21 protein-coding genes are annotated in these 26,180 nt (G+C 62.0%); 17 read left to right on the top strand and 4 right to left on the bottom strand.

Annotated elements, in window-relative coordinates:
• Positions 1 to 92: 92 nt before the first annotated feature.
• The gene (hemE, locus tag ACQ4WO_RS25715; protein ID WP_436483802.1) at positions 93 to 1,178 is read left to right on the top strand and encodes a uroporphyrinogen decarboxylase; all 1,086 of its coding nucleotides are present in this window, start codon (positions 93 to 95) and stop codon (positions 1,176 to 1,178) included.
• 843 nt (positions 1,179 to 2,021) lie between these two features.
• Positions 2,022 to 4,082, top strand: a complete 2,061-nt coding sequence (locus ACQ4WO_RS25710) for a primosomal protein N' (protein WP_436483801.1) — start codon at positions 2,022 to 2,024, stop codon at positions 4,080 to 4,082.
• A gap of 1 nt (position 4,083) precedes the next feature.
• On the opposite strand, the gene ACQ4WO_RS25705 is transcribed toward ACQ4WO_RS25710, so the two are convergent.
• Complete coding sequence (locus ACQ4WO_RS25705; RefSeq protein WP_436483800.1) at positions 4,084 to 4,974, bottom strand: ArgP/LysG family DNA-binding transcriptional regulator; 891 nt, start codon at positions 4,972 to 4,974, stop codon at positions 4,084 to 4,086.
• Between the two features lie 128 nt (positions 4,975 to 5,102).
• Between ACQ4WO_RS25705 and ACQ4WO_RS25700 the strand changes: the two genes are divergently transcribed.
• Both ACQ4WO_RS25700 and ACQ4WO_RS25695 read left to right on the top strand, forming a co-directional pair.
• A complete protein-coding gene (locus ACQ4WO_RS25700) occupies positions 5,103 to 6,551 on the top strand; it encodes a dihydrolipoyl dehydrogenase (protein ID WP_436483799.1) in 1,449 nt (482 codons plus the stop codon).
• 165 nt (positions 6,552 to 6,716) lie between these two features.
• Positions 6,717 to 7,838 (top strand): HD-GYP domain-containing protein, encoded by a 1,122-nt coding sequence (locus tag ACQ4WO_RS25695; RefSeq protein WP_436483798.1) that lies wholly within the window; start codon positions 6,717 to 6,719, stop codon positions 7,836 to 7,838.
• Positions 7,839 to 7,847: 9 nt separating this feature from the next.
• Here the strand turns inward: ACQ4WO_RS25695 and ACQ4WO_RS25690 are convergent, their stop codons facing one another.
• Entirely contained in the window at positions 7,848 to 8,333 is a 486-nt protein-coding gene (locus tag ACQ4WO_RS25690) for an SRPBCC family protein (protein WP_046683204.1), read from the bottom strand.
• Between the two features lie 209 nt (positions 8,334 to 8,542).
• Here ACQ4WO_RS25690 and ACQ4WO_RS25685 point away from each other — a divergent pair, with 209 nt between their 5' ends.
• Positions 8,543 to 10,603: a UvrD-helicase domain-containing protein gene (locus ACQ4WO_RS25685; RefSeq protein WP_436483797.1), complete on the top strand. Its 2,061-nt coding sequence runs from the start codon at positions 8,543 to 8,545 to the stop codon at positions 10,601 to 10,603.
• A 7-nt stretch (positions 10,604 to 10,610) separates the two neighbouring features.
• Here ACQ4WO_RS25685 and ACQ4WO_RS25680 read toward each other — a convergent pair whose 3' ends face one another.
• Together ACQ4WO_RS25680 and ACQ4WO_RS25675 are read right to left on the bottom strand one after the other, a co-directional pair.
• Positions 10,611 to 10,967, bottom strand: coding sequence for an addiction module antidote protein (locus ACQ4WO_RS25680; RefSeq protein WP_436483796.1), 357 nt, complete (start codon positions 10,965 to 10,967; stop codon positions 10,611 to 10,613).
• Positions 10,964 to 11,356, bottom strand: coding sequence for a type II toxin-antitoxin system RelE/ParE family toxin (locus tag ACQ4WO_RS25675; protein WP_436483795.1), 393 nt, complete (start codon positions 11,354 to 11,356; stop codon positions 10,964 to 10,966). The genes ACQ4WO_RS25680 and ACQ4WO_RS25675 overlap by 4 nt, the downstream gene beginning before the upstream one ends.
• A gap of 160 nt (positions 11,357 to 11,516) precedes the next feature.
• On the opposite strand from ACQ4WO_RS25675, the gene ACQ4WO_RS25670 reads away from it, so the two are divergent.
• The 12 genes from ACQ4WO_RS25670 (at position 11,517) to ACQ4WO_RS25615 (ending at position 26,109) form a co-directional block, all read left to right on the top strand.
• Positions 11,517 to 11,735, top strand: coding sequence for a SlyX family protein (locus ACQ4WO_RS25670; RefSeq protein ID WP_034753936.1), 219 nt, complete (start codon positions 11,517 to 11,519; stop codon positions 11,733 to 11,735).
• Positions 11,736 to 11,889: 154 nt separating this feature from the next.
• The gene (locus tag ACQ4WO_RS25665) at positions 11,890 to 14,031 is read left to right on the top strand and encodes a M3 family metallopeptidase (protein WP_436483794.1); all 2,142 of its coding nucleotides are present in this window, start codon (positions 11,890 to 11,892) and stop codon (positions 14,029 to 14,031) included.
• Between the two features lie 238 nt (positions 14,032 to 14,269).
• Positions 14,270 to 16,423 (top strand): M3 family metallopeptidase, encoded by a 2,154-nt coding sequence (locus ACQ4WO_RS25660; RefSeq protein WP_436483793.1) that lies wholly within the window; start codon positions 14,270 to 14,272, stop codon positions 16,421 to 16,423.
• 109 nt (positions 16,424 to 16,532) lie between these two features.
• Entirely contained in the window at positions 16,533 to 16,745 is a 213-nt protein-coding gene (locus tag ACQ4WO_RS25655; RefSeq protein ID WP_034753881.1) for a VF530 family protein, read from the top strand.
• A gap of 11 nt (positions 16,746 to 16,756) precedes the next feature.
• On the top strand, positions 16,757 to 17,035 hold the full coding sequence (locus ACQ4WO_RS25650; RefSeq protein ID WP_436475890.1) for a DUF4404 family protein: 279 nt from the start codon (positions 16,757 to 16,759) through the stop codon (positions 17,033 to 17,035).
• Positions 17,036 to 17,283: 248 nt separating this feature from the next.
• Positions 17,284 to 19,545, top strand: coding sequence for a YgiQ family radical SAM protein (locus ACQ4WO_RS25645; protein WP_436483842.1), 2,262 nt, complete (start codon positions 17,284 to 17,286; stop codon positions 19,543 to 19,545).
• Positions 19,546 to 19,826: 281 nt separating this feature from the next.
• A complete protein-coding gene (locus ACQ4WO_RS25640) occupies positions 19,827 to 20,825 on the top strand; it encodes a zinc ribbon domain-containing protein (RefSeq protein ID WP_436483792.1) in 999 nt (332 codons plus the stop codon).
• Between the two features lie 46 nt (positions 20,826 to 20,871).
• A complete protein-coding gene (locus tag ACQ4WO_RS25635; RefSeq protein ID WP_436483791.1) occupies positions 20,872 to 21,597 on the top strand; it encodes a hypothetical protein in 726 nt (241 codons plus the stop codon).
• 65 nt (positions 21,598 to 21,662) lie between these two features.
• Positions 21,663 to 22,796 carry a zinc ribbon domain-containing protein gene (locus ACQ4WO_RS25630; protein ID WP_436483790.1) on the top strand — a complete coding sequence of 378 codons (1,134 nt, stop codon included), beginning with the start codon at positions 21,663 to 21,665 and terminating at the stop codon, positions 22,794 to 22,796.
• A gap of 8 nt (positions 22,797 to 22,804) precedes the next feature.
• Complete coding sequence (locus ACQ4WO_RS25625; RefSeq protein ID WP_436483789.1) at positions 22,805 to 23,899, top strand: zinc ribbon domain-containing protein; 1,095 nt, start codon at positions 22,805 to 22,807, stop codon at positions 23,897 to 23,899.
• Positions 23,900 to 24,059: 160 nt separating this feature from the next.
• A complete protein-coding gene (locus tag ACQ4WO_RS25620; RefSeq protein WP_436483788.1) occupies positions 24,060 to 24,941 on the top strand; it encodes an EamA family transporter in 882 nt (293 codons plus the stop codon).
• Between the two features lie 208 nt (positions 24,942 to 25,149).
• Positions 25,150 to 26,109 (top strand): sugar ABC transporter substrate-binding protein, encoded by a 960-nt coding sequence (locus ACQ4WO_RS25615; protein ID WP_436483787.1) that lies wholly within the window; start codon positions 25,150 to 25,152, stop codon positions 26,107 to 26,109.
• Positions 26,110 to 26,180 lie beyond the last annotated feature (71 nt).

The raw sequence follows: 26,180 nt of genomic DNA, 5'->3' as shown, positions 1-26,180 counted from the left end.
TGCATGGCAAATGCTGCAAAGCGGCACCGGAATCAATGAAATGGCAGCGATTGGATGCGATAATACCGCTTCTCCAAGCTCGATTGCCTGCCATGCCACAATTTGCTCCGCTCCAGAACGATACTTTCCTGCGCGCCCTGCTGCGCCAGCCAACCGGGCACACCCCTGTCTGGCTGATGCGCCAGGCGGGCCGCTATTTGCCCGAATACCGCGCCACGCGCGAGCGGGCCGGCTCTTTCCTGGGTCTGGCAAAGAATCCCGATTACGCCACGGAAGTGACCTTGCAGCCCCTGGAGCGCTTCCCGCTCGACGCGGCGATCCTGTTTTCCGACATCCTGACGGTGCCTGACGCCATGGGTCTGGGCCTGTACTTCGCCGATGGCGAAGGCCCGAAGTTCGAGCGCCCACTGCGCACGGAACAGGACGTGAAGGCATTGCAAGTGCCGGACCTGGAGTCGCTCGACTACGTTTTCAAGGCCGTCACGCAAATCCGCACGGAATTGAATGGCCGCGTGCCGCTGATCGGTTTTTCCGGCAGCCCGTGGACCCTGGCGTGCTACATGGTGGAAGGCGGCGGCTCGAAAGAGTTCCATACCATCAAGAAGATGCTGTACAACCGCCCGGACCTGATGCACCACATCCTGGCGATCAACGCCACTTCCGTGGCGCAATACTTGAATGCGCAAATCGATGCCGGTGCGCAAGCCGTGATGATTTTCGACTCGTGGGGTGGTGCGCTGGCCGACGGCGCCTACCAGGAATTCTCGCTGGCCTACATGCAGCAAGTGGTGGCGCAGCTGAAACGCGACAAGGATGGCGTCAAGATTCCCGCCATCGTGTTTACCAAGGGCGGCGGCCAGTGGATCGAGCAGATCGCCGACATCGGTGCCGATGCCGTGGGCCTGGACTGGACCGTCAACCTGACGCGCGCGCGCCAGCTGGTTGGCCATAAAGTGGGCTTGCAGGGCAATCTCGACCCGGCCATCCTGTTTGCCAGCCCCGAGCAGATCCGCGCCGAAGTGGCGAAAGTGCTCAACGCGTTTGGCGCGCCATCGGCAGGCACGGGCCACGTGTTCAACCTGGGCCATGGTATTTCCCAGTTCACGCCGCCGGAATCCGTGGCCGCCATGGTGGAAGCCGTGCACAGCATGAGCCGCGCCATGCGCAGCGGCCAGTAAGTATTCGCTTCCCCCTGGTTCAGGGGCAAGAAAAGGCAGGCTTTCCAGCGGAAGCCTGCCTTTTTCTTTGCTGCGCCGTAGCAAGAAATACCGACTTATGCACAATTTTTTTTGCTGCGGAAATAAGAGGCACTATAAAAGCCATGCCCGGGGACGCTCTGCAAGTACTTGATTATTAAGACATAAAAAATACATTGTTCGGCGGAATTTGTTGCTATTGATAAGGTTATTCTTTCGTTCGCCTGCCTTATTCCTTCATTGTCCACAAAGTTATCAACAGATTCTGTGGATAAAATTGAAAAGTATTTTGTTAACCGATACTTAGCGCCGATGTTCAGATTTCACCTGAAGTGCATGTTGCAGTGCATGATAATTGAACAATGTTTCGCCGCTCGGCAGCTAAAAACGAACGCTTGCCCGGCAATTGTCAACTTTGCTCCATGCCGGCCCCGTTTTTCCCGCTCTGACGCCTCAAAATGGTGCTGATTTCTGTATAAATACATTACAAATGGTTCAGTTATGCACAGCGGCGGAAATGCCCTGTGGATTTGTAGCTTCCCGGGCATCAATTTTTAAGCCATTGATTTTAAAAGATTAATTTTTCTTGCGTGCCGCTCTTGACGGCGATCGAAATTTTCTGTCCACATTTTCCTGAAAGTTAATTTTGCTTTGTCCACAAAGTTATCCACAGAATTTTCTTCAGGCCCGATGACACGCTGTCCTGCCTGCCGCTAGGCGTTTGATGGGCGAAACAAGTATCATGGCCCGCTGGCTTGATGCCGGACATCCCGCCGCGCCATTGAACCTGCGGCGCGCTTTTTTATTGAGATAGGCCCACCCTCCATGTCGCAGTGCATTTTGACGTCGTGCATCCTGAAAATCGCGCTCGACACGCCCTTGAACGCCCTGTTCGACTACCGCTGGAACGCGGCGGTGGCGGAGGCCGGCGCGGACGCTGCCGCGCCGCTGCCGCAAGTGGGGCAGCTGGCGCTGGTGCCGTTCGGCCGGCGCGAAGTGATGGGGCTGATCGTCGGCGTCTCCGACAGCACCGACGTGCCCGCCGCGAAATTGAAGGACGTGCTGGCCGTGCGCAGCCAGCTGTCGCCCTTGTCGGAACAGTGGCTGGCGCTGGCTGCCTTTGCCGCCGATTACTACCAGCGCCCGCTCGGTGAAGTGGCGCTGCCGGGTTTGCCGAAGAATTTGCGCGTGCTCACCACCGTGGCGCTCGACCGCGCCATCAAGAAGCTGGGCAAGCTGGCCGACGCGCACGACGGCACGCCGCTGAACATGCCGGCGTTGAATGCCGCCCAGCAAGAAGCGGCGGATGCCATCGGCGGCGCCCAGGGCTTCAAGCCGACCCTGCTGTACGGCGTGACGGGCAGCGGCAAGACGGAAGTGTATCTGCAAGCTTGCGCCCAGGTGCTGGCGCGCGAGGACGATGCGCAAATCCTGATTCTGGTGCCGGAAATCAACCTCACGCCCCAGCTGGAAGGCAATATCCGCGCGCGCTTTCCCGGCGTCATGCTGGCGACCTTGCACAGCAGCCTGTCCGAAGGCGAGCGCATGCTGCACTGGCTGGCAGCTCACCAGGGCCAGGCGCGCATCGTGCTCGGCACGCGGCTGGCCATCCTGGCGTCGTTGCCGAAGCTCAAACTGATCGTCATCGACGAAGAGCACGATCCTTCCTACAAGCAGCAGGAAGGCTTGCGCTATTCCGCGCGCGACCTGGCCGTGTGGCGCGCCTGGCAATTGCAGATTCCCATCGTGCTCGGTTCGGCCACGCCCTCACTGGAAAGCTGGCACCACGCACAGACGGGGCGCTACCGCAAGCTGGAATTGCGCGAACGGGCCGTCAGGAATGCGGTGTTGCCGCGCGTTAAGATTCTGGACATGGAGCGCGACAAGCCGAAAGATGGCCTGACTTCGCATCTGGTAGCCGCCTTGAAACTGCGCATGGAGCGCGGGGAGCAGTCGCTGCTGTTCCTGAACCGGCGCGGCTATTCGCCCGTGATCTGTTGCGAATCGTGCGGCTGGATCAGCAATTGCACGCGTTGCACCTCGTTCATGGTGCTGCACAAGCCCGAACACCGCTTGCGCTGCCACCATTGCAGTCTGGAACTGCGCATCCCCCGCCATTGCCCCACGTGCGGCAACGTCGACTTGCAGCCGCTGGGACGCGGCACGCAGCGCGTGGAAGAAGGTTTGCAGCAATTGTTTCCGGAGGCGCGCATTTTGCGCATCGACGCCGATTCCACGCGCAAGAAGGGCAGCGCGCAGGAAGCGTTCGACACCGTGCACCGGGGCGAAGTCGATATCTTGATCGGCACGCAGATGGTGGCCAAGGGCCACGATTTCAAAAAACTGACCCTGGTCGGCATTTTGAATCCGGACACGGCCCTGTTTTCGCAGGATTACCGCGCCAGCGAACGGCTGTTCGCCCAGCTGATGCAGGTGGCGGGCCGCGCCGGGCGGGCCGCGCAGACGGAAGGGGGCAGCGTCAGTGAAGTGCTGATCCAGACGCGCTATGCGCGCCATCCGCTGTACGACGCCGTCGTCAACCACGATTACGACCATTTCGCCACCACCTTGCTGGAAGAGCGGGCGCAGGCGGCGCTACCGCCGTATCTGTTCCAGGCCCTGCTGCGCGCCGAGGCACCCGAGCTGGCCACGGCGATTGAATTCCTGCAGGCGGCGAAAGAGTGCCTGGCACACCCGCAGGTGACCATCAATGACCCGATTCCCATGAGCATGACGCGCGTCTACAACGTGGACCGCGCCCAGCTGCTGCTGGAATCGCCCTCGCGGCCCGCGCTGCAGGCGTTCTTGAAGGAATGGTTAGCCGAGCTGCGCGCCATGAAGACGCGCGTGAAATGGTCGCTGGAAGTGGACCCGCTCGATATCTGAATTACTGCAGGTAATCGCGCGCCGACTTGACGATCTGTTCCGACAGCAGTTTGGTAAACGGCGTGTCCAGGGTCCAGGAGTGCCAGCTCAGTGCTACGTCCAGGGTGCTGCCCGGCATCAGATCCACGAGACGGTCCGTCGCCAGCGCTGGCGCGGCCAGGCGCTGCGGCATCAGGCCGTAGGCCAAGCCATCCTGGACGCAGCCGCGGCGCGCCGCTTCCACCGGCAAAATGTGGTGGGGGAATGGTTCACGCATGCTCAATTGTTCAGCGAGGAAACGCGCCAGCAAGCCGTGCTGGCCCACCACGGCCGGTGCCAGTTGCACTGCCTCGGCAATAAAACCATCGCCGAACCAATGCCCGGCAAACATGGGTGTTGCCACGCAGACATAGCGCAAGGTGCCCAGCGGCGTGACGCTGGTGGCCGCCGCCGCGTCGATCGCTGTGCCGGACTCGGCTGCCACGCAGCCAAACACGGAGCCGTCGCGCACCATTTGCAAGGCGCTGTCGCTGTCGGCCAGCCGTACGTCGAGTTGGCAGCGTGGCGGCGCCAGCAGGGCCGGCAAGGTGTCGGGAAACCACGTGGCCAGGCTGTCGGCATCGATGGCGATGGCGATTTCCGGCATGCTGACGCTGTTGCCCAGGTCGATGTCGAGCGACGCTTCCATCAGTTTGACGTTGCGGTGATGCACGATCAGACGCTGGCCCAGGCCCGTCGGCACGGCTGGCTGGCCACGGATGATCAGCAATCGCCCACTGGCGTCTTCCAGCGCCTTGATGCGCTGCGAGACGGCTGACTGGGTGATACCCAGCGCCAGGGCCGCCTTGTCGAAACTGCCATGACTGGCCACGGCGTCCAGTACGGCCAGCGCGCGATAATCGAGTGATCCCATTAGCTCAGCTTATAAATTTTGAAAATGATTAGTTATACTAATGCATATATTGCTGCAAAGTAAAACCTTATTTTCAGCAAACGGGTAGTATCGAACGCTGTGAGCAACCTCAGTGGATGGATAGCACCATGAAGACGATACAAGTGGATGTGGCCGTGATCGGCAGCGGCACGGCCGGCATGACGGCGCACAGGGCGGCGCGCATGCATGACAAGCGTGTGCTGATGATCGAAAGCGGACCATACGGTACGACCTGTGCACGCGTGGGATGCATGCCCAGCAAACTCCTGATCGCGGCGGCCGAGGCGGCCCATGCGGTGGCTGCCGCGCCCGGTTTCGGCGTGCATCCGGGCCCCGTGCGCATCGATGGCCGGCAAGTGATGGCCAGGGTGCGCAGCGAGCGCGACCGCTTTGTCGGCTTCGTGCTCGACGGCGTCAATGCGATTCCCGACGAAGAAAAACTGCGCGGCCATGCGCGCTTCATCGGCCCAGGCAAGCTGCAGGTGGATGATCATACGATCGTCGAGGCCGCCAGCGTGGTGATCGCCACCGGGTCCACGCCCATCGTGCCGCCCGAGTGGCAGGCGGCGGGCGAGCGCCTCATCACCAGCGACGTCGTGTTCGAGTGGACGGATTTGCCCAGCTCGGTGGCCGTGGTTGGCAGCGGCGTCATCGGCCTGGAGCTGGGCCAGGCGCTGGCCCGCTTGGGCGTGCGCGTGACCTTGTTTGCGCGCGGCAATAAAGTCGCGCAGCTGACGGATCCGCTGGTGCTGCGCGAGGCGGATGCCGTGCTGGCGCGCGAACTCGATATCCGTTTCATGACCAAGGTCGCGCACATGACAAAAACGCTGGACGGCAGCGGCATCCTGCTGACCAGCCGCGATGACGCCGGCGTGGAAAAAACCGAGCAGTTCGAGTATGTGCTGGCCGCCATCGGCCGCGCGCCGAACGTGGACAAGATCGGCCTGGAAACGGCGCAAATCGAGCTCGACCGCCACGGCATTCCCCTGCATGACCGGCATACCATGCAGTGCGGCAAGAGCGCCATCTTCATCGCCGGCGATGCCGACAACGAACTGCCGTTGCTGCCCGAAGCGGCCGACGAGGGCCGCATCGCGGGCGACAACGCGGCGCGCTTTCCCGACGTCAAACCGGGCTTGCGCCGCACGCCGTTGACGATTGCCTTCACGGAACCGCAGATCGCCACTGTGGGTGCCACGTACCAGCAATTGTGCGTGAGCCACGCGGGCCGCTTCGCCGTCGGCGCCGTGTCGTTCGGCAACCAGGGCCGCAGCCGCGTGATGCTGCAAAACCAGGGCTTGCTGCGCGTATATGCGGAGTTCGGCAGCAAGCGTTTTCTCGGCGCCGAACTGATCGGCCCGAGGGCGGAACACCTGGGCCATCTGCTGGCCTGGGCTTGCCAAGCCCAGCTGACGGTGCCGGCCATGCTCGAGATGCCGTTCTATCACCCCGTCATCGAGGAAGGCGTGCGCACGGCCTTGCGCGAACTGGCGCTGCACCTGGAAAAAGACCCGGAACACGCGCCCGGCTGCGCCGACTGCACACCGGGACCTTGAAGGCAACTTTATGATTTACATAATTCTGTAGACAAGCTCACATGATTGCGCGATCATCGCTGCCACATTGAAATATTGATTAAAAGCAAAAAACATTTCAATTGGTATATGCCGCCCATGCCGCAATGGTAAAAAGGGAGCGGCTGGCGATGACACGGAGACGATGTGAAAATTCGGCGCATTTATGCGGGAGAACTCGCACTGGGCGTGGCCCTGCCCTGGGACGTGCACAGCGAGACGGGCGGCTTGCTGGCCAGGCTGGGCCATGTCATCAGCAGCGAGAACCAGATCGCATTGCTGCTGGCGCGCGGCGTCATCGCCGATACCAGCGCCGACGTGCCGCGCACGGCCACGGAAGCACCGTCGGCCCTGCGCATGCTGAACCTCGTCACGGCTGGCCTGGCCCTCGTCTTGCCGGTCATTGCCGCCGGGCAGGAGGACAGCCATTTATCCCTCGCGCCGCTGGCGCAGTTGGTGGAAGAGGCCGTTGCACTGGACGCCGACGTGGCGCTGGCCTGCATCCTGCACAACCAGGGCGCGGGCGACTTTGCCGTGCGCCACAGCGTCGACACGGCCGTCATCACGGCCCTGCTGGCGCGTGCCCTGAAACTCGATGACGGCGTGATCCGCAGCGTGGTGCTGGCCGCGCTGAGCATGAATGTGGGCATGCTGGAACGCCACGCCCATTTTCAGCACAAGGCGGGTCCGCTGGATGCGCAGGAACGCGCCTATTTGCGCGCCCATCCGCAAGCCGGTGTCGACTTGCTGCGCGCGGCGGGTGTGACGGACGCCGTCTGGCTGCAAGCCGTGCTGCAGCACCATGAAAATATCGATGGCAGCGGCTATCCGCTGGGCACGCAAGGCGAGGCGATCGGCATCGGCGCGCGCCTGATCATGCTGGCCGACCGTTATTGCGCGCGCGTATCGAAGCGCAGCTACCGCCAGCCCTTGCTGCCGAACGTGGCCCTGCGCGAAATGCTGATGGCCGACAGGGCCACCCTCGATGCGCCGCTGGCGTCCCTGCTGGTGCGCGAGCTGGGCATCTACCCGGTCGGCACTTTCGTGAAACTACTCAATGGGGAAATCGGCGTCGTCACGCGCAAGGGCTTGAATGCGACCACGCCCCATGTGCAGTCGCTGGTCGGCCCCCGCGGCGCGCGCCTGGACGTGCCGCTGCGGCGCGATACGCGCGTGGACTTGCATGCGATTCGCGAAGTGCTGAGCGCGGAGCAGGCGGGCTTGCAGTTTCGCCCCGATCAGCTGTGGGGCCGCAGCGCGCGAGTTTAGCCCAGGCGTTTAGTTCAGCAAGCCCGCATCGAGCCGTCCTTCGAGCGCCAGTTCGCGCATGATGCGCACCGTATCGATATCGGACTCCTTGTAGGCGGAGCGGCGGAAGTCGTCGTACAGGGCGTTGGCCGCGTCGGTGGCCGCGTCGTGGCCGTCGTCGTACTGGAAGCGCACCCACATGCTCGCTTCGTCGGGCATTTCGATGGTCATCACCAGCGAGGAGGCGCTGATATCCTGTTGCGCCGGCACTTCGTAGCGCACCTGCAGTTGCGGTATCAGCACCACCTTGTCGTTGATGACCAGCTCGCCATAGCGCAGGCTGCGCGCGAAACCGGCATCGCTGCGCTCGCTGATCTGGCATTCGTCGAGGTGCGGCACGAACAGCTTCGGCGACTCGGCGCGCAAGACGAGGCCGCGCCAGACCTGTTCCAGGGTCAAGGTGTCGATCAGCGGGTTCAAAGGATCGTTGATTTCAATCAGATGTTCAAATTTCATGGGACTGCCATTCGGTAAGTGGGCGCGCACGGGCGATATAGGCGGAATGGTACTCCAGGCGTGGCATCGCCGCACGCATTGAATCGGCCGAGATGGCGGCATATGGCGATATATCAATGCCAATGCCTGTTTTTCAGGCATGGTCCGCCATGCAAATAGCCTGCGCGACGCTGTTACAATGGGCTGCTGTTCCCTGCGGAAATACCCTGATGTCCAAAGCACCACAGTTCGGTCTGAATGCCCCCCAAAGCGAAGCGGTTACCTACCTCGACGGCCCTTGCCTCGTGCTGGCGGGCGCCGGTTCGGGCAAGACGCGCGTGATCACGCAAAAGATCGCCCATCTGATCGAAGACCGGGGCTATGACCCGCGCACTATCGCCGCGTTGACCTTCACCAACAAGGCGGCGCTGGAAATGCAGGAACGCATCGCCAAGCTGTTGAAACAGCCGCGCCAGGCCAAGCAGTTGACAGTGTCGACCTTCCACTCGCTGGGCGTGAAAATCCTGCGCCAGGAAGCCAATGGCGTGGGCTTGAAGGACCGCTTTTCCATCATGGACAGCGACGACTGCTTTTCCCTCGTGCAAGACCTCGCCATTACCACCGATAAACAGGTCATTCGTGGCATCCAGAATGCCATGTCCCTGTGGAAAAATGGCCTGATCGATCCGGACATGGCCCTGGCGCACGCCAAGGATGAGGATGAGGCGAACGCGGCGCGCATCTACCGCAGCTATGTGGCGACTTTGTCCGCCTACCAGGCCGTCGATTTCGACGATCTGATCCGCCTGCCCGTGGAACTGTTTCGCAACAACGGCCCCGTGCGCGACAAGTGGCAGCGCCGCCTGCGCTATCTGCTCGTCGACGAATACCAGGACACGAACACCTGCCAGTACGAACTGGTGAAATTGATGGTGACGGGCATCGGCAAGAAGCCGATGTTTACGGCCGTGGGCGACGACGACCAGGCAATTTACGCGTGGCGCGGCGCCACCGTGGAAAACCTGAAGACCCTGGAAACGGATTTCCCCGATCTGCGCGTGATCAAGCTCGAGCAGAATTACCGCTCCACCATGCGCGTGCTGAACGCGGCCAATGCCGTCATCGGCAACAACCCGAAGCTGTTTGAAAAGTCGCTGTGGTCCGAGCACGGCCTGGGCGAGCCGATCAAGGTGCTGGGCATGCAGACGGACGAGCAGGAGGCGGAGCAGGTCGCCATCATGATTTCGGCCGACCATTTTGAACGCAAGAATAAATTTTCCGACTACGCGATTCTGTACCGGGGCAACCACCAGGCGCGCATCATCGAGCAGTGTTTGCGCAAGGAACGCATCCCGTACACGATTTCCGGCGGCCAGAGTTTCTTCGACAAGGCCGAGATCAAGGACATCATCAGCTATCTGCGTTTGCTGGCGAATGAAGACGATGACCCTGCCTTCATCCGCGCCGTGACGACGCCGCGCCGTGGCGTGGGTCAGTCGACCCTGGAGGTGCTCGGTGCGTTCTCGGGGCAGTGGCAGTGTTCGCTGTTCCAGGCCGTGTTCAAGGGCGGCATCGAGGCCAAGCTGACGGATCGCCAGCTGGGGCCGCTGCGCGACTTCTGCAACTTCATCAACGACCTCGAATCGCGCGCCAGCCGTCCCGGCGCGGCCGGCAGCGGCGACAACGCGGCCGAAGTGCTGGACGACATGATGAAGGAAATCCATTACGAATCGTATCTGTACGATGCTTTCGAGGAACGCCAAGCGCAAAGCAAGTGGCAGAACGTGCTGGAATTCGTCAACTGGCTCAAGGAACGGGGCAGGGGCGGCAAGGACCGCGACGGCGAAGAAAAGAACGTGCTGGAACTGACGCAGATGGTGGCCTTGATGACCATGCTCGAAGGCAAGGACGAGGAGCAGGACGCCGTGCGCATGTCGACCCTGCACGCGTCGAAAGGGCTCGAGTTTCCGCACGTGTTTCTGGTGGGCGTGGAAGAGGGGATCTTGCCGCACAAGGGCGACCCTGACGCGCCAGCCGAAACCATCGCCGCGCGCATCCAGGAAGAGCGGCGGCTGATGTACGTGGGCATCACGCGGGCCCAGCGCACCTTGCACATCACGTGGTGCAAGAAGCGCAAGCGGGCTGGCGAGCAAGTCCATTGCGACCCGTCGCGCTTCATCAAGGAAATGGAACTCGACGTGGGCGACGCCGTGCCGACGGAGGCGGAAGTGATTTCGCCCAAGGAGCGGTTGGCGCGCATGAAGGCCTTGCTGGCCGCGCCGAAGGGCTAAGCGGCGTTCACGCTTCCACGGCGCCGTCTGGCGTGGTTTTCGGCACGATGGCCAGCTGCATGCCCAGCGCATCGAGCATCTTTAAGATGGTTTCAAAGCGCGGCTTGCTGCCTTCGCGCAAGGCTTTATATGCGCCTTCGCGCGTGATGTCGGCCCGGGCCGCCACCTTGCCCATGCCGTAGGCGCGCACCACGTCGTTCATGGCGGACTGGAACAGTTCGGCGTTGCCGGTGGCGACGATTTCGCTCATGTAGGCGGCCACGGCTTCCTTGCTGGTCAGGTGTTGCGTCGGATCAAATTTGCTCAATCCCAGTGCGTCGAGGTCGCCGAGGTCGAAGCCGTCAGCGTCAGTATGGTCGTTCATTTTTTTCGTGCTCCTGTCGATGGGCTGGCCGCCGCTTTTTGCTTCCGGATGGCCGCCTGTTGGGCCTTCAATGTTTGCAGTATCGCTTGCGCGTGCTTGATGTCGCGCCGCTGGCTCGACTTGTCGCCACCGAGCAGCAGCAAGATCAGGGTGCCGAGGTTGGTCTCGTGAAAATACACGCGCCAGCCGGGTCCTGTCTGTAAAAAACGCAGCTCGCACACGCCTTCGCCCACGGGCCGCCAGTCGCCCTTTTTACCGTGCTGCAAATGCTTGATGCGCGCATCGATGGCGGCGGCCGCCACGTCGTGCAAGCATTCCTCCCAGCGCCGGTATTCAGCCGTCTTGCGCGTGTCGATCAGCAGTGGTTCGGGTGACGTTGATGCGTCCATTGTAATCGTTTGTTCTCATTCGTCAAGCGGTTTGATTCAGCCATACGGAGAGAATAGGCAGAAATCGGCACCCGTCCTGGAAGAATGCCGCTTGTTTGTCCTGGCTCACGCCGCTGCGGCGGTAAAATGCCCCTTTCAGTCAGGAGTCACCGTGAGCACCATGGACAATGCAGAACAGATGGAAGTACGTTTCGTCGATATCGAAATCAAGCTGGCGCAGCAGGAGGACCTGGTCGAATCGCTGAACCAGATGGTGTACCAGCAAGGCAAGCGCATCGACCAGCTCGAGGCGATGCTGCACAAGCTGGGCGAACACGTGCGCGATGGGGCGCAGCAGGCGAATGGCGGGCTGGTCAACGAGCGTCCGCCGCATTACTAAATCAGCATCGTGACGCGGGACACATGAAAACCGTTCATCAAAGGCGGGCGCGCTACCATCGGTAGTTGCTGGTGACGCAAGTGTTTCAGGCTGTTATTATTTCAGGCTGGCCCGCGACACAATCGCGGCTCTCTTGCGTTTCTTGAAAGAAGACATGACCCGTCCAACAATGCTCGTCATCGCCGCCAGCCTGATGCTGGCGCCAGCCGCCGCCGTTTTTGCCTCCACCGCTACCGCGGCGGCAACACTGCCTGCCTCGAACCCGTTTGCGCAAGCGAGCAGCCTGCCATTCAACTATCCACCGTTTGACAAGGTGCAGGACGCCGACTACGCGCCCGCCTTTACGGCAGGCATGGCCGCCAACCTGGCGGAAATCAGTGCGATTGCGAACAACAAGAAACCTGCCACGTTCGACAACACCATCGTGGCCATGGAGCGCTCGGGCCAGTTGCTGAGCCGTGTACGCACCGTGTTTTCCGTGATGTCTGGCTCAAATACGAATGACACGATCCAGGGCCTGGAACGCGAACTGGCGCCGAAAATGGCGGCCCACAGCGACGCGATCATGCTCAACGACAAACTCTTCAAGCGCATCGATACCCTGTACGCCAAGCGCGACAAGCTGGGCCTCGATGCCGAATCGAAACGCTTGCTCGAGCGCTATCACACGGACTTCGTGCGCGCCGGCGCCAAGCTGTCGGCCGCGGACAAGGAAAAGCTGCGCGCCTACAACGGCCAGCTCGCTGCCCTGTCGACCAAGTTCGCGCAGAACGTGCTGAAGGAATTGAACGCGTCGGCCGTCGTCGTCGACACGCGCGAAGAACTGGACGGCTTGTCGCCGGCCGCCATCGAAGTGGCCGCCGGCCTGGCCAAGAAACGCGGCCTTGACGGCAAATACGTGATCGCCCTCGTCAACACGACGGGCCAGGCGCCGCTGTCGCTGCTGACCAACCGTGCCTTGCGCGAACGCATCATGGCCGCCTCGCAAGCGCGCGGCAGCCGTGGTGGCGAGTTCGACAACACCCAGGAAGTGCTGGAGCTGGCGAAACTGCGCGCCGAACGTGCCGCGCTGATGGGCTACCCGAACTACGCGGCGTATTCGCTGGAAGACCAGACGGCGCACGACACCACCGCCGTGAACGCCCTGCTGGGCGAGCTGGCGAAGCCGGCCGTCGTCAATGCGCGCCGTGAAGCGGACGATATCCAGAAGGTCATCGATGCAGGCAAAGGCGGCTTCAAGGTGGGCGCCGCCGACTGGGCCTTCTATAGCGACAAGGTACGCGCCGAACGCTACAACTTCGACGAGACGCAATTGAAACCGTACTTTGAAATGCACAGCGTGCTGACCAAGGGCGTGTTCTTTGCTGCAGGCAAGTTGTACGGTCTCACGTTCAAGCAGCGCACCGACTTGCCCGTCTACACGTCCGACATGCTGGTCTACGACGTCTTCAATGAAGACGGCACGCAGCTGGCCATCTTTACACTTGACCCTTACGCGCGCAGCAACAAGCGCGGCGGCGCCTGGGCGAATGCCTACGTGGGCCAATCGAGCTTGCTGAACCGCAAGCCAGTGATCTCGAATAACCTCAACATTCCGAAGCCGGAAGCGGGCCAGCCGACCCTGATGACGTTTGACGAAGTCAACACCATGTTCCACGAATTCGGCCATGCGCTGCATGGCATGTTTTCGAACGTGACATACCCGCGCTTCGCCGGCACCAGCGTGCCGCGCGACTTCGTCGAATACCCGTCGCAAGTCAATGAAATGTGGGCGCTGTGGCCGGAAGTGCTGCAAAACTATGCCAAGCACTATCAGACGGGCGCGGCTATTCCCGCCGAGCTGCTGGCGAAAGTGACGGCGGCCGACAATTTCAACCAGGGCTATAAAACCACGGAATACCTGGCGTCGGCCCTGCTGGACCAGCGCTGGCACCAGCTGACCCCGGCACAGATCCCGACCGACGTGCTGGCCTTTGAAAAGGCCGCCTTGACGGATGCCGGCGTCGATTTCGCCCCTGCGCCGCCGCGCTACCGCACCACCTACTTCTCGCACGCGTTCGCGGGCGGCTACTCGGCCGGCTACTACGCCTATCTGTGGTCGGAAAAGCTCGACGCCGACACGGTCGAGTGGTTCAAGGAAAACGGCGGCCTGACGCGCAAGAACGGCGACTGGTTCAGAGCTAAGTTGCTGTCGCGCGGCGGCAGCGCCGACGCGCTCGACATCTACCGCAACTTCCGCGGCCGCGATGCGAAGATCGAGCCGCTGCTGGAACGCCGTGGCCTGAACGGCAAGTAAGCCGGCAAGTAAGTCGTGTGATTCCGGTGTGAAAACCGGGTCAATGAAAAAGGCCGTCAAGCAATTGGCGGCCATTTTTATTTGGAGATTTTGATTGCAAACCGTGGTAAACCGCGCATTTGGCGTGCTGCACCACAGGATCGCCCATGTTGGATGACGCCTGTGTGACAGGCTGCTATGATCTGCCACTGGCCCGCGACGCGATCGCGGCTCTTCCCCGCGCTTTCTGAAAGATGTCATGATCCGTCCACAACTGCTCGTCATCGCCGCCAGCGTCATGCTGGCCCACGCCGCTCCGTCCGCCATGGCTGCCGCCACCGCACAATCCGCGCCTGCCGCTGCCGTCAGCGCCCAGAACCCCCTGCTCAAAGCCAGTCCGCTGCCGTTCCAGATGCCGCAGTTCGGCCTGATCAAGGATGAGCACTACGCGCCGGCGTTTGCCGAAGGCATGAAACGCCAGCTGGCCGAAGTCAATGCGATCGCCAATAACCGCCAGGCGCCCACGTTCGAAAACACCATCGTGGCCCTCGAGCGCACGGGGCAGTTGCTGCACCGCGTGAATAGCATCTTCAGCAACATGACGTCGACCAATACCAATGCCGTGCTGGAAGCGGTGGAAGTGGACGTGTCGCCAAAACTGGCCGCGCATGGCGACGCCATCACCCTGAATCCAAAACTGTTTACCCGCATCGACACCCTGTACGCCAAGCGCGACAAGCTGGGCCTCGATGCCGAATCCCTGCGCCTCTTGGCCCGCTATCACACGGATTTCGTGCGCGCCGGTGCCAAGCTGTCCGATGCGGACAAGGAAAAATTGAAAGCCTATAACGCCGAGCAGGCGGGCCTGGAAACGGCCTTCGCGCAAAACGTGCTGAAGGAAACGAATGCCAAGAGCATCGTCGTCGACACGCGCGCCGAGCTGGCCGGCATGACGGACAGCGATATCGATACGGCCGCCGCTGCCGCCAAGGAACGCGGCTTGACGGGCAAGTTCGTCATCGCTCTCGTGAACACCAGCGGTCAGCCGCCATTGGCCGTGCTGACGGATCGTAAGACACGCCAGCGCCTGATGGATGCGTCGCTGAACCGCGGCAGCCAGGGCGGCGAGTTCGACAACCGCGCCATCGTCTTGAAACTGGCGAAACTGCGCGCCGAACGGGCCACCTTGCTCGGTTACGCCAACTACGCCGCTTACTCGCTGGAAGACCAGACGGCCAAGACCACGACGGCCGTTAATACCTTGCTGTCGGAACTGGCGAAACCGGCCGTTGCCAACGCGCGCCGCGAAGCGGCCGACCTGCAGCAAGTGGTCGATGCGGAAAAAGGCGGTTTCCAGGTGGCGGCGGCTGACTGGGCCATCTACACGGACAAGCTGCGCAAGCAGCGTTTCAATTTCGATGAAAACGAGCTGAAGCCATACCTGGAATTGAACAGCGTGCTGAACAACGGCGTCTTCTTTGCCGCCAATAAACTGTACGGCATCAGTTTCAAGGAACGCAAGGATTTGGCGGTGTACAACCCGGACGTGCGCGTCTACGACGTGACGGACGCCAACGGCAAGCCGCTGGCCCTGTTCATCGCCGACTTCTATGCACGCGGCAACAAGCATGGCGGCGCGTGGATGAATGAATACGTGTCGCAATCGTCCTTGATGGGCACGCACCCCGTCGTGGCCAACCAGTTGAACATTCCGAAGCCGCCGGCCGGCCAGCCGACGCTATTGACGTTCGATGAAGTGACGACCATGTTCCACGAATTCGGCCATGCGCTGCACGGCATGTTTTCGAACGTGAAATACCCGCGCTTTGCCGGCACCAGCGTGCCGAGCGACTTCGTCGAGTATCCATCGCAAGTCAATGAAATGTGGGCCGTCTGGCCGGAAGTGCTGCAAAACTATGCCAAGCACTACCAGAGCGGTGCGGCCATGCCACAGGAATTGCTCGACAAGGTGACGGCGGCCAAGAAATTCAACCAGGGTTTCATGACGACGGAATACCTGTCGGCGGCCCTGCTGGACCAGCGCTGGCACCAGCTGACGCCGAGCCAGATCCCGACCGACGTGCTGGCCTTTGAAGCGGCGTCGCTGAAAGACGCGGGTGTCGATTACGCGCCCGTGCCGCCGCGCTACCGCACCAGCTACTTCTCGCACAGCTTCTCGGGCGGCTATTCGGCCGCGTATTACGCTTACCTGTGGTCGGAAAAGCTGGACGCGGAATCGGTCAACTGGTTCAAGGAAAACGGCGGCCTGACGCGCAAGAATGGCGACTGGTTCCGCAGCAAATTGCTGTCGCGCGGCGGCAGCGTCGATGCGCTGCAACTGTTCCGCGACTTCCGTGGCCGCGACGCCACCGTGGAACCATTGCTGGAACGCCGCGGCTTGAACGCCAAGTAAGACGTCCTCATCAGAAGCTTGCGTTGCGTTGACCTGGCGCACGCAAGCTTTCCGTGCTGGCGGCGTAGAATTGAGTAAGATGTAAACAAGAAGGCAGTCGAAAGAGTATATGAGTCAGCAAGATTTGAATGGCATCACCCTGGAAGGTATCGTGACCCGCCTGCAAGCCCACTACGGCTGGGATGGCCTGGCCAAGCACATCGATATCAATTGCTTCATCAGCGATCCCAGCATCAAGTCGAGCCTGAAGTTTTTGCGCAAGACCCCGTGGGCCAGAAGCAAGGTGGAACAATTGTTCCTGGACACGCAATTTACCGACTGACAGGAAAAAACATGGATAGCAAACTCAAGGAATCGTTGCAACAACTGCAATCGACCATCGCATCTGGCGATCCTGTGGATGAAGAAACGCATGGTTTGCTGCAAAAGCTCAATGGCGATATTCAGCAACTGCTGGAAAAGCGCGCCGCGCAGGAACAGGAAGAAGAGTCGACCACCTATGGTCTGGCTGAGCGCAGCCAGGAATTGTCGGCAAAGTTTGCCGTCAAGCATCCGAAACTGGAACCGGCGCTGCGCGAATTGGGTGAGATTTTAGCCAATATGGGTATTTGATCGGAGTCCGTCGCTTCGCGATCGCAATGCGCCCCACTGGGGCGTATTGCCCCACCGGATCTGCCCCGTTCCTCCCAAGTGATTGAAAAATAAACGTTTTTTGTACTGAAATCCAACAGTAAAAAGCAGGCCGTCAGGTTGGAAATGGCCAATTCCGGTACAATCCGTACCCTATGAGCTCCCCTACCAATTTATTTGCGACCGTTCCCAAGCGGTCTGCCCGCGCTGCCGTGGCGCCTTTCCTGCCGATGTCGCGTGCCGAGATGGACACGCTGGGCTGGGACCAGTGCGACGTCATCCTCGTCACGGGCGACGCCTACATCGACCATCCGAGTTTCGGCATGGCCCTCGTTGGCCGCCTGCTTGAAGCGCAAGGTTACAGAGTCGGCATCATCAGCCAGCCGGACTGGCTGTCGGCCGAAGCGTTCCGCATCCTCGGCAAGCCGCGCCTGTATTACGGCATTACCGCCGGCAACATGGATTCCATGGTCAACCAGTACACGGCCGACCGCAAGATCCGCTCCGACGACGCCTACACGGCGAATGCGGAACCGAACAAGCGCCCGGACCGCGCCGTCACCGTGTACGCCCAGCGCGCGCGCGAAGCGTATCCCGACGTGCCCATCGTCATCGGCAGCATCGAGGCATCGCTGCGCCGCATCGCCCATTACGATTACTGGTCGGACAAGGTCCGCCGTTCCGTCTTGCCCGATTCCAAGGCTGATTTGTTGATCTTCGGTAATGCCGAAAGGGCGCTGGTCGACCTGACCCACCGCCTGGCCGCCGGCGAATCGATCAAGGATATCCGCAACTTGCGCGGCACGGCCTTCATGGTGCCGTCCGGCTGGTTGCCCGGCGACGACTGGGGCGTGCACAATTCCACCCGTGTCGACGTGCCCGGCAAGATCGATCCGCACTACAGCCCGTATGAGATGGTGCAGGAAGACAAGACCGCCTGCGCCACGGAAAATGCGTCGAAATCGGCCGAAGTCATCAAGCCGATTCGCATCATGAGCCGCGAAGAGCGCCTGGCCATGGCCAAGGAAAAGCACGACAAGACGGTCGTGCGCCTGCCCGCCTACGACGTCGTTAAGGATGACCCCGTCATGTATGCGCACGCGTCGCGCGTGTTCCACCTGGAATCGAATCCCGGCAATGCGCGCGCCATGGTGCAGGCGCACGGCGAACGCGACGTGTGGCTCAACCCGCCGCCGCTGCCGCTGGCCATGGACGAGATGGATGGCGTGTACGACATGAACTACGCGCGCGCCCCGCACCCGAGCTATGGCAAGGCGCATATCCCGGCCTGGGAAATGATCCGCTTTTCCGTCAACATCATGCGCGGCTGCTTCGGCGGTTGCACCTTCTGTTCGATCACGGAACATGAAGGCCGCATCATCCAGAGCCGCTCGGAACCGTCGATCCTGCGTGAAATCGAGCATATCCGCGATAAAACCAAAGGCTTTACGGGCACCATTTCCGATATGGGCGGCCCGACGGCGAATATGTACCGTCTGGCCTGCAAGGAAAAAGAGATCGAAGTGTCGTGCCGCCGCCTGTCGTGCGTGTACCCGTCCATCTGCGTCAACCTGGGCACCGACCACAGCAAGCTCATTTCCCTGTACCGCAAGGCGCGCGCCATTCCCGGCATCAAGAAGGTCTTGATCAGCTCGGGCTTGCGCTACGACCTGGCCGTGCGTTCGCCCGAGTACGTGAAAGAGCTGGTCACGCACCACGTCGGCGGCCTCTTGAAGATTGCCCCTGAGCACACGGAAGAGGGCACCTTGTCGAAGATGATGAAGCCCGGCATCGGCGCGTACGACGAGTTCAAGGAAATGTTCGACCGCTTCTCGCTGGAAGCAGGCAAGAAGCAGTATCTGATCCCGTATTTCATCGCCGCCCATCCGGGCACGACGGACTTGGACATGCTGAACCTGGCCCTGTGGCTGAAGAAAAACAATTTCAAGCTAGACCAGGTGCAAACCTTCATGCCCACGCCGATGGCCATGGCCACGACGATGTACCACACGCGCAAGAATCCTTTGCGCAAGGTCACAGCGGATTCGGAAGTGGTGGAAACGGCGCGCAGCGGCAAGATCCGCCGCACGCACAAGGCGTTCCTGCGCTATCAGGACCCGGCCAACTGGCCGATCCTGCGCGAAGCGCTGGTCAACATGGGCCGTGGCGACTTGATCGGCAATGGCGACAAGCATTTGATACCCGCCTGGACGTCGTCGGAGTCGGGTGGCCTGGCCGCAGGCGAACGCAGCCGCCAGACGCATGGCGCCGGCACGCCGGACAAGTTCAAGGTCACGCCGGGCAAGAACCGCATCGCCCTGGGCGGTACGGCAGCGGCGCCCAAAGCGTCGGCCACCGAGTCGAAGGTGCGTCCATCGATCTTGTCGACCATCAAGACCAAGGCCAAGCCGGCCGCCGCGCCGATGGGCCGCGGCAGCAAGCCGCCAGCCAAGGGCGGCCATGGGGCGCCAGCACGGGGCGGGCGCAAGTAAACGACCCTGTGCCCTCGGGCATCGACTGAAAACCCGGCAATGCGACCTGCGTTGCCGGGTTTTTTGCTATCTGCGCACCAGGATGGGGCGGCGGACTGCCGTGGTGGCGGGATTTTTACCAATATTTAAAAATTGGATAGAGCAAAAGGCAATTTTCCCTTGTGGCAACTTGGTGTTTGAAAATATACTCGTTGGATATTTAGCCGTACAGCAACAAAGCTGCCATTCTGGCAAGCGCCAGCGTACGCGACTCCCAGCGTTGATATGAAAAGAGATGCCAATTGAAATGCCTTTCCTGCCAGGCCGAGAATAAGCCGGGCGCCAAATTCTGTTCTTCCTGCGGCACCACGTTTGCCGTTGCTCCTGCCGCAGCCGCTCCCGTACCAGGCAAAGCCTGTGGCCAGTGCGGCCATGATTGCAAGCTTGACGCCAAGTTCTGCCCCAAGTGCGCGTTCAGCTTTGCCGTGGCGCCCATTGCCGTGCCGCCGCCGCTGCCGGAACCCGTCATTGCGCCCGCTATCGAGCCAGTGACTGAGCCCGCCGTTGAGCTTGTTGTTGAGCCCGTCCCGGCACCCGTGCCGGAACCGGCTGCCCCACCGCCGCCACCGCCCGTGCTGGAAAAGCGCCGTGCCGCGCCCGTGCCCGAAGCTTCACCCGAGCCTGCACCCGAGCCAGCTCGCGCCCCCGATGTGCAGACGGACAGTCCACCGGCGGGCAACCGCACGAAACTGATCGCCGCCGCCGTCGCAGCGGTGGTGCTGCTGGGCGGTGCGGGCGCTTACTATTTCATGTCAGGCAAGCCGACTGTCGCGGCGCCGGAACCCGTTCCAGCCTTGCCCGCGCAGGCGGAACCTGCGCCTGCCGCCGAGCAGCCGCTGGCCATCAGCGACCCTGTGCTCGATGGTGCCACGGCGACCGAGTCTGCCACGACATCTGCGGCGGTCGCAGCCGAACCTGCGCCAGTGCCGACCGCCGTTCCTGCTCCAGCTCCGGAGCCGGCACCCGCACCCGCACCGGCCCCCGTCGCGGAAAAGCCGGTTAAGCCCGCCAAGGTGACACCGCCGCCGGCGCCCGCCAAACAGACTAGCGGCCTGGAAAGCGTGATCACGGAGAGCCTGTCGGAAGCGAGCCACTGCATGAGCCAGCGCAAATACGACTGTGCCATTGCCAATGCGAATGCCGTGCTGCGCATGGACACGGGCAACCGCCATGCACTCGACATCAAGCGCAAGGCGAAAGAAGCGCAGGACAAGGCGCTGTCGCAAATCCAGATCGAGTAAGCCGTAGCTTGCCTCTATTCCTATTTTGTTCCTTTCGGAGAATAACGTGAAAAACTTGAAACAAATTGCCAAGCCCATGGTGGCGCTGCTGGTCGTGTCTTCGATGCTGGCCGGTTGCGCCGCGCCGGGCGGGCCTGGCGCCACGGGTAATACCACCACCGCAGGCACGGACGCGGCCAGCGGCGAATGCAATACGGCCATGCTGGCCGGCATCGGCGCTGTCGTGGGGGGCTTGCTGGGCGGCGGCAACAACACCGTGCGCGGCGCGGCCCTGGGCGCCAGCCTGGGCGCGCTCGCTTGCGTGGCCTTGAATTATCAAAGCCAGCAAGTCAAGACGGCGCAGCAGGTGCAGACTGACTACAAAGTGGCCAACAAGGGCAAGCTGCCCGAGCAATCGACCTTGGTGAAATACGAGACGGGCTTTACGCCGTCGTCCGTACGTCCGGGCCAGAAGGCGCAGACCAATTCGTATATCGAAGTGGCGGCCGGCACGCGCGATCCGAACCCGCTGGTGGAAGAAGAATTGAGCCTGTACAAGCCCAATGGCGACTTGATCAAAACCGTGCGCAAGGTGGTCAGCAGCAACAACGGCAGCGGCGCCTACAAGGGTGGCTTCTCGATTCCCATGCCGGAAGGCGTGCCGCAAGGCATTTACCCGGTACGCACGGCGCTGTACCTGAATAGCAAGCGCGTCGGTGGCCAGGACGTCAAGCTGCAGATCGTCCAGCGCCAGGCGCCTGCGGCCGACCTGCAACTGGCGCTGGCCTACTAACACAGCATGACCACGGGGCGGCCAGGCAGGCCGTCCCCTTCCGATTTAATCCTTCCAGGCTAGACATGACCATTTCCACAGAAGCAGCTAAACCCCTTCCCTTTTCCTCCGCGCTCGGTTCGCTGATCGAAGCGACCGACGCCATCAAGAACTTCCGCGCGATTGCCCTGCTGGCCCTGACCTTTATCGGCGCCGTGCTCGTCGGTGGCGTACTGACGATGCTCGCCGGCAGCATGAGCAGCGTGCTGCTGGGCTTCCTGGGCGGCCTGATGGCCTTCCTCGTGATGTTTTACGGTTCCAACGCCGTGGGCATTTTGCTGATGCGCGATGTACAAGGCCAGCCTGGCATGAGCCTGGTTGATGCCGTGCTCGTCTCTCTGTACACGAGCCACCGCCTGATCGCGGTCGTCTTCCTGGAATTTCTGATCGTGCTGGCGGCCATGCTCGCCATTGCCATCGTCTTGTTCGTCTGCAAGATCCCCGTGCTCGGCCCCGTGCTGTACACGGTCGTCTTCCCGCTGTCGGCCATCGTGCTGGGTGTGCTGGTGTTTGCCCTGTTCTACGTGATGCTGCCACTGGCCGGCCCTGCCGCCTGGTCGGGCGCCACCGTGTTCCAGATCATTGCCCGCCTGAACCTGATCGTGCGCACCAAGCTGGTCTCGGTGATTCTGCTGGAAGTGCTGCTGTTCCTGATCACCTCGTTTGTGGCGCTGCTGATCTTTGGCGTGATCGGTACCGGTGTGTCGCTGACGAGCGGCATGTCGGCCGGCATCCTGGGCCTGGGCGGCCAGATGAACATGTATTCCCTTGCTTCGGGTCTGAATGGCGGTTCCGGCTACATCATCGCAGCCGGTCTGGGTGGCGGCTTGTTGCTGGCGGCCGCGGCCGTGGTGCCGGGCCTGATCTTCACCAAGGGCGTGTGCATCATTTACCTGAACGCCACGCGCAATGTCGATTTCAGCGCCTCGGAAGCGAGCCTGAACGACGGCCTGGCCACGGTCAAGAAAAAAGCCGAGGAAGCGCGTGAGCGCGCGCGTGCCCTGGCTGAACAGGCGACTGCACCAGCCGCGCCTTCGGCACCTGCAGCGCCTGCGGCACCGGCCGCTGCGCCGGCGGACAGCCTGCACTGCCCGAACTGCCAGGCACCAGTCGCGTCCGATGACGTGTTCTGCGGCGAATGCGCGCATAAACTCAAGTAAGGCAGACCATGGCGCAATTCTGTAAACAGTGCGGGACCGCCCACGCGCCCGACGCGCGCTTTTGCGATGAATGCGGCAAGGCCGTCAACGCCGCATCAGCGCCGGCGCCCGCCGCGCCCGCCAAACCGGCTGGCGCCGGTGTGCAGCGGCGCCACGTCATGATCGCCGGCGGCGTGCTGGCGGTGGTCATCGTGGCAGGTGGCGCGCTGGCGTGGCTGCTGGCGCCCGAGGCGGCATCGGCCAGCAGTTTCAGCCGCGCCATCGACGCCCATCTGGCGGCCGACGAGGCGGCGCGCGACAAGCTGCTGTGCTTTACCAACTTGCCGTACCAGAAGGAAGAAATCCGCGTGGCGTCGTACGATAGTTCCACTCGGCAATGGCTCGATATTCTCGTGCGTGGCGGCCTGTACAACGCTCCCGTCGAGCAAAGCAGCGGTGGCTGGATTGCGCAATCGCAATTTGTCTACGCGCTGGCCGCGCCCGGAAAGGCAGCTTTGCGCGGCGACAAGCTGTGCGTGGCCAAGGGCGTGAAAGTGGCCAGTGTCAACGGCTACGAGCAGGTGCGCGACATGGGCGGGCAGCAGGTGGCGATGGCGACAGCGACGCTGGCGCTGACCGATGAAGCGGCGTGGCTGGCCAAATCGCCGGACCGCGCGCTGATCCTGCAGCGCTTGCCGGGCGACGACCTGGAAGTGCAACTGCCGCTGGCGCTAGTCGACAAGCAATGGCAGGTCACCACCGACCGCGCGCAAATGCACCAGGCCGCCATGGCCATGGCGGGCGCCGCGCGCCATGCATCCGACGCGCAAGGAGCGGGCATGCTGGACAAGCTGAAAAGCCTGTTCAGCTTTGGCGGCCACCCGCTGGTGGGCAAATGGAAGACCTCGGCGGGCGAAGTCCTGGAATTCAAACGGGACAGCATGATCGACGAGCATGGCAAGGCAAGCAAGGCCACGTTTTCCGCCGAGGGCAGTATCGTGACCATCATCTCGGCAGAACGGGGCGGCATGCCCATGCAGGTCAGCCTGAGCAACAGCAACAATACGGCCACGCTCATGCTTGGCGGCATGCCGATCGCGGTGCTGCAGCGCGTACGCGATTAAACATCAGGCAGGCGGCGCAGCGTGCCGCCTGGCGCAGTTCACCAAGCCCGGCAATGCCGGGCTTTTTTACGCCCGCCCGACAGCGGCGCAAGCCAACTTATCTTGACATCAAGATAGTTCGCGTCCACACTCCATTTTTATCTTCATGTCGAGATAGTGCATGTCCGCCTCTCCTGCCCGTCCCGCCTGGGGCGATATCGTGCTCACGGCGCTGGCGCCCCTGATCTGGGGTTCCACGTATATCGTCACGTCCGAATTGCTGCCGCCGGACCGGCCTTTCACGGCGGCCCTGATCCGCGTGTTGCCGGCCGGCTTGCTGTTGCTGCTCCTCATGCGGCGCCTGCCCGCGCGGCGCGACTGGGCCCGCGTGCTGATCCTGTCGGCACTGAATATCGGCGTGTTCCAGGCGCTACTGTTCGTGGCGGCCTACCGCTTGCCAGGCGGTTTGGCGGCCGTGGTGGGCGCCATCCAGCCGCTGCTGGTGATGGGCCTGGCCTGGGGCGTGGAAGGGCGCCGTCCGGCCCGCCTGGCCTTGCTTGCCAGCGTGCTGGGCGTGGCGGGCATGGGTATTTTGTTGTTGTCGCCGCGCACCGTGTGGGAACCCATCGGTATCGCCGCCGCGCTGGGCGGCACGGCCTGCATGGCGGCCGGCACTTACCTGACGCGGCGCTGGAAGCCGGACTTGCCCGTGCTGGCGCTGACGGGCTGGCAATTGCTGCTCGGTGGCCTGATGCTGGCGCCCGTCGCCTGGCTGGCCGATGCACCCTTGCCGGCGCTGTCCTGGCAGCAAGTGTTGGCCTACGCCTACCTGTGCCTGGCCGGCGCCTTGCTGGCATATGCGCTGTGGTTTCGCGGCATCGCCAGGCTGTCGCCCGTGGCCGTCTCTTCGCTGGGACTGCTCAGCCCCCTGATGGCCGTCGTGCTGGGCTGGGCCTTGCTGGGCCAGGCCATGACGGGCTGGTCGATGCTGGGCTTGCTGCTGGTGCTGGCCAGCGTGCTGGCCGTGCAGTGGGCCAGTGCCCGTCCCGCAACAAACGTCTGATTGCTACGCATTTCTCCTCGGCAGGCTGATCGCATCGGCCTGCCTGTTTCCTTCTGGGCGCTCCCTTTTTGCTGCACCGCACATACAGTTTTGCTTGCACTGTAATAGGGCATTGAGGCACTATTCGCTTCGCGCAAACGTTTGCGCACCGTAAAATTTCATAAAAGCATGGTGTAGACGTGCTTGACCAACAACTCTGGAGACGCTCATGACATCCCGTATTCGCCTGAAAATGATTGCCGCCGCTGTCCTGGTGTGTGCCTTGCCCGCCGTGCCGGCGATGGCGCAGGCACCTGCCAAACCGAAGGTGGCGCTGGTGATGAAGTCGCTCGCCAATGAATTTTTCCTGACCATGGAAAATGGCGCCAAGGCGCATCAGAAGGCCAATGCCGCCAAGTACGACCTGCTGTCGAACGGCATCAAGGATGAGACGGATACGTCGAGCCAGATCAAGCTGGTCGAGCAAATGATCGTCTCGCGCGTCAACGCGCTGGTGATCGCCCCTGCCGACTCGAAAGCGCTGGTGCCGGTACTGAAAAAAGCCATCGACGCGGGCATCATCGTCGTCAATATCGACAACAAGCTTGACGAGGGCGCCCTGAAAGAGAAGGGCATCACCGTGCCGTTCGTCGGCCCGGACAACCGCAAGGGCGCCAAGGTCGTCGGCGACTTCCTGGCCAAGCAGATCAAGAAGGGCGACCCGGTCGGCATCATCGAAGGCGTGTCGACGACTTACAACGCGCAGCAGCGCACCCTGGGCTTCCAGGACGCCATGAACGCGGCCGGCGCGAAAGTTGTCAGCGTGCAGTCGGGCCAGTGGGAAATCGCTCCTGCCAATACGGTGGCGGCCGCCATGCTGAACGCCAACCCGAACATCAAGGCTTTGCTGTGCGGTAACGACAACATGGCTATCGGCGCCGTGTCCGCCATCAAGGCGGCCGGTAAAACGGGCAAAGTCATCGTCGTCGGCTACGACAACATCAACGCCATCAAGCCGATGCTGGCCGATGGCCGCGTGCTGGCTACCGCCGACCAGTTCGGCTCGCAGCAAGCCGTGTTCGGTATCGACACCGTGCTGAAAGCCCTGGCGCAGAAGAAGAAACAGGCCGAGCTGGGTGGCGTCATCGAAACCAAGGTCGAACTGGTCGCCAAGGGCGCCAAGTCCTGATCGTTTGATCCCGCCGGGGCCGGCGCCATAGCAACATTGCTGGCGCCGGCTCCGCCGTCTTATTCCGCGGA

The sequence above is a fragment of the Janthinobacterium aestuarii genome, assembly GCF_051380835.1.
In the GTDB taxonomy this organism is placed as follows: domain Bacteria; phylum Pseudomonadota; class Gammaproteobacteria; order Burkholderiales; family Burkholderiaceae_D; genus Janthinobacterium; species Janthinobacterium aestuarii.
The sequence above is the reverse complement of the archived record's forward strand: the minus strand, read 5'-3'. Positions and strand labels throughout refer to the sequence as shown.

Excerpts from the sequence above, each read along its gene's own strand:
- hemE (WP_436483802.1), top strand. The coding sequence starts at position 93 with ATGCCACAATTTGCTCCGCTCCAGAACGATACTTTCCTGCGCGCCCTG.
- ACQ4WO_RS25710 (WP_436483801.1), top strand. The coding sequence starts at position 2,022 with ATGTCGCAGTGCATTTTGACGTCGTGCATCCTGAAAATCGCGCTCGAC.
- ACQ4WO_RS25705 (WP_436483800.1), bottom strand. The coding sequence starts at position 4,974 with ATGGGATCACTCGATTATCGCGCGCTGGCCGTACTGGACGCCGTGGCC.
- ACQ4WO_RS25700 (WP_436483799.1), top strand. The coding sequence starts at position 5,103 with ATGAAGACGATACAAGTGGATGTGGCCGTGATCGGCAGCGGCACGGCC.
- ACQ4WO_RS25690 (WP_046683204.1), bottom strand. The coding sequence starts at position 8,333 with ATGAAATTTGAACATCTGATTGAAATCAACGATCCTTTGAACCCGCTG.
- ACQ4WO_RS25685 (WP_436483797.1), top strand. The coding sequence starts at position 8,543 with ATGTCCAAAGCACCACAGTTCGGTCTGAATGCCCCCCAAAGCGAAGCG.
- ACQ4WO_RS25680 (WP_436483796.1), bottom strand. The coding sequence starts at position 10,967 with ATGAACGACCATACTGACGCTGACGGCTTCGACCTCGGCGACCTCGAC.
- ACQ4WO_RS25675 (WP_436483795.1), bottom strand. The coding sequence starts at position 11,356 with ATGGACGCATCAACGTCACCCGAACCACTGCTGATCGACACGCGCAAG.
- ACQ4WO_RS25670 (WP_034753936.1), top strand. The coding sequence starts at position 11,517 with ATGGACAATGCAGAACAGATGGAAGTACGTTTCGTCGATATCGAAATC.
- ACQ4WO_RS25665 (WP_436483794.1), top strand. The coding sequence starts at position 11,890 with ATGACCCGTCCAACAATGCTCGTCATCGCCGCCAGCCTGATGCTGGCG.
- ACQ4WO_RS25660 (WP_436483793.1), top strand. The coding sequence starts at position 14,270 with ATGATCCGTCCACAACTGCTCGTCATCGCCGCCAGCGTCATGCTGGCC.
- ACQ4WO_RS25655 (WP_034753881.1), top strand. The coding sequence starts at position 16,533 with ATGAGTCAGCAAGATTTGAATGGCATCACCCTGGAAGGTATCGTGACC.
- ACQ4WO_RS25650 (WP_436475890.1), top strand. The coding sequence starts at position 16,757 with ATGGATAGCAAACTCAAGGAATCGTTGCAACAACTGCAATCGACCATC.
- ACQ4WO_RS25645 (WP_436483842.1), top strand. The coding sequence starts at position 17,284 with ATGTCGCGTGCCGAGATGGACACGCTGGGCTGGGACCAGTGCGACGTC.
- ACQ4WO_RS25630 (WP_436483790.1), top strand. The coding sequence starts at position 21,663 with ATGACCATTTCCACAGAAGCAGCTAAACCCCTTCCCTTTTCCTCCGCG.
- ACQ4WO_RS25625 (WP_436483789.1), top strand. The coding sequence starts at position 22,805 with ATGGCGCAATTCTGTAAACAGTGCGGGACCGCCCACGCGCCCGACGCG.
- ACQ4WO_RS25620 (WP_436483788.1), top strand. The coding sequence starts at position 24,060 with ATGTCCGCCTCTCCTGCCCGTCCCGCCTGGGGCGATATCGTGCTCACG.
- ACQ4WO_RS25615 (WP_436483787.1), top strand. The coding sequence starts at position 25,150 with ATGACATCCCGTATTCGCCTGAAAATGATTGCCGCCGCTGTCCTGGTG.